This window comes from Pseudarthrobacter sp. (assembly GCF_036675385.1).
Classification (GTDB): domain Bacteria; phylum Actinomycetota; class Actinomycetes; order Actinomycetales; family Micrococcaceae; genus Arthrobacter.
On the sequence record NZ_JAKFFD010000016.1, the window covers coordinates 1 to 3444 of the forward strand.

Consider the following 3444-nt stretch of genomic DNA (forward strand, 5'->3'; position numbering starts at 1 on the left):
GTCCACCGATTCCAGTACCTGGGGTGACCTTAAGGGTGCAGGGGACCTGCAGATCACGGTGGTGGGGGATAAGCCGGTGGTGTTGGATGCTGCTGCAGGGAAGCTGTTCCTGCCGGGCGGTAAGCGGCTGCAGTTGGAGAATGCGCGGGATGCGAAGCTGCAGCAGGGCGGTCCGGCGAGTGATTTTGTGGCGGTTTCGACGCAGAAGGCGTTGTTGAAGCAGCCGCTGGACGGGTCAACGGCGAAGACGGTCACTTTTGATGGCGAGGGTGTGCCGGCGGCTCCGGTGCAGCTGGCCGGGTGTGTGCATGCGGCGTGGTCCGGGGCGAACAAGTATGTCCGGGACTGTGTCAATGATGCTGATGATAAGAACGTTGACGTGCCCAAGGCGAGTGCGTCGCCGTCGTACGTATTCCGGGTGAACCGGGACCTGGTGGTCCTGAACGACGTGAATTCGGGGAATGTGTGGCTGGTGAACCAGAACATGCAGCTCGTGAACAACTGGGACGACGTTGTTCCTCCGAAGAACGAATCCGATGAGCAGGACCAGGAATCGGCGGACAACAACACCATCAACGTCCTGCCGGACCGCAGCAAACCGAACCGGCCGCCGGAAACCAAACCGGACACCCTGGGCGTTCGTCCGGGGCGGACCACCATCCTCAGCGTCCTGGACAACGATTCCGATCCTGACGGCGACGTCCTGACCGCCGCCGTCGGCGATTCAGGGCCCAAAGCCGGAACGCTGGAAAGCATCTACGGCGGCACCGCGTTCCAGATCTCCGTTCCCGCGGACGCCAGGCCCGGCGCCGAGACGTTCAGTTACAACGCCGCCGACGGCCGGGGACTCTCAGCCGGCGGACAGGTCACGCTCAACGTGGTGGCAGCCGATGAAAACAAGCCGCCCGCATTCAAGCGCGGCGGAGACTCCACCACCATGCTGGTGGAGCAGGGCAAAACCGTCAGCCAGAACATCCTCACCGACTGGGTGGATCCCGACGGCGACGACCTCGTCCTGCTGGACGCCAAGGCAGACAACGACCAGGACCAGGTCAAGGTCCGCCGTGACGGACTGCTCACCTTCCAGGACTCCGGAGCCACCGCCGGCAAGAAAAACGTGGAAGTCACCATCTGGGACGGCCGGGCAACGGTCACCGGAAAAGTCGTGGTGAACGTCCAGCCGCCGGGCGCCCTGCCGCCGGTGGTCAACGCCGATCACGTCACTGCCGTGGTGGGCCAGGACCTGGTGATCGCGCCCCTGAAAAACGACGTCGATCCCAACGGCGGCGCCCTCCGCCTCGCGCAGGTGGAGGCCAACGGTCCTGCCGAACTGGGCCCCGTCACCGACGGCGGTACCTTCACGTTCCGCAGCACCACTCCCGGTCCCGTCTACCTGACCTATATCGCCAGCAACGGCCCGCAGAGCAGCCAGGGCCTGATCCGGGTTGATGTGGAGTCCGGCAAGGACGCCGGTGACCCCGTGGCGGTCCATGACGTTGCGCTGATGCCCACCGGAGGCAGTGTGCTGCTGGACCCGCTGGCCAACGACTCGGATCCTTCCGGCGGCGTGCTGGTGCTGCAGTCCGTGAAACTCCCGGACAACACCACGGCCTCGGTCAGCGTGATCGACCACAGCGTCCTGCGCATCACCGATGTGCTGGGCACCAAGGACCCGTTCCTTTTTGAATACACCATGTCCAACGGCAGGAAATCAGCCACCGGCAGCGTCTCCGTGGTCCCCGTCCCGGCCCCCGCCGTCGTCGAGGCCCCCCAGCCCAAACCCGACGAAGTGAACGTCAGGGTCAACGACGTCGTCACCATACCGGTGCTGGACAACGACACGCACCCGCAGGGCCTGGAACTGAGCGTGGACCCCGTCCTTCCGCAGTCCGTGGATGAACTGGACGGCAAGAGCTTCGTCTCGGAAAACACCCTGCGCTTCATCGCCGGGCCGCAGCCCAAGACGGTGCGCGCCATCTACAACGCGGTGGATCCGCAGGGGCAGAAGAGCGCCGCCGCCGTCACCATCCACATCCTTCCGCTGGAGGGGGCCGAGAATTCGAGGCCGCAGCCTCAGAATCTCACCGCCCGAGTGGTGGCCGCCGGAACAGTTCGCATTCCCGTCCCGCTGGACGGCATCGATCCCGACGGCGACTCCGTTCAGCTAACGGGTATCGACAGCACCCCGGCCATGGGAACCGCCACCGTGGGCAGCAACTTCATTGACTTCACCGCTGCCGGCGACGGCGCCGGGACTGATACGTTCCGCTACAAGGTGGTGGACCGCCAGGGCGCCGTCAACACCGGAACCGTGACGGTGGGCATCGCCCCCCGTGGCGAAACGAACCAGAACCCCACCCCCGTGGATGACGAAGTGAAGGTCCGGCCGGGACGGCAGATCGCCGTCGACGCCACCGGCAACGACACCGATCCCGACGGCGACATCATCCGTATCCTCACGGACGGTATCGAGGCCGACGACGCCCTCCAGGCCACCGTCAGCAAGACCAGCGGCCGCATCATCCTGACCGCTCCCGGCGCTGCCGGGACGGTCAACGTCCGGTACACCATCGCCGACGACCGCGACGCCACCGCCCAGGCCACCATCCGCGTGGTGGTGGACAATGAGGTCCCGCTCAAGGCGCCCATTGCCCGCGACGACCGGGTCACCTCCGCCCAGGCGATGGGCAAGACTGCCGTGGACGTGCCGGTCCTCAAGAACGATGAAGACCCCGACGGCGTCGGCGAGAACCTCAAGCTCAGCACCGAGTCCCTCACCGCCCGCCCGGGGCCTGACGGCACCATGATGGTAGACCTGACCGAACAGCCGCAGCTGATCCCATACACGGTCGAAGACGTGGACGGCCAAAAGTCCACAGCCATCATCTGGGCGCCGGGGCTGGGGCAGCAGGTTCCCACCCTCGCCAAAGACGAGGTTATTGAGGTCATCGCCGGACAATCCGTGAACGTTGACCTCAAGGAATGGGTCAAGGTCCGGGAGGGACGCTCACCGCGCCTGACGCAGACTGACCGGATCAAGCTCATCGGTTCGGACGGCGGCAACCCGGTATCCGGTGACGGAACGGCGCTGAAGTACACCGCCGGCGTCGACTACGTTGGCCCGGGCTCGCTGAGCTTTGAGGTTACCGACGGCACCGGGCCGGATGATCCTGCAGGGCTGAAGTCCACCCTGAGCATCCGCACCAAAGTGCTGCCCGACCCCAACCGCAACAACCCGCCGGAACTCCTGGGCGCGAACGTTGAAGTGCCGAAGGGCGAGTCTGCGGACCTGGACCTGAGCCGGTTGACCTCCGACCCGGACAGGGATGACCTGGACAACATGAAGTACGAACTGGTGGGTGGCAGCCCGGCCAGCTTTAATGCCCGGATAGACGGCAAGATCCTCAAGACATCCGTGGATGGCGCCACTGCCACCGGCACCAC

1 protein-coding gene is annotated in these 3444 nt (G+C 65.4%); it reads left to right on the forward strand.

Going from position 1 to position 3444, the window contains the following annotated elements:
- On the forward strand, positions 1-3444 hold a 3444-nt coding region (locus V6M49_RS01515; protein ID WP_332759670.1), incomplete at both ends, for an Ig-like domain-containing protein.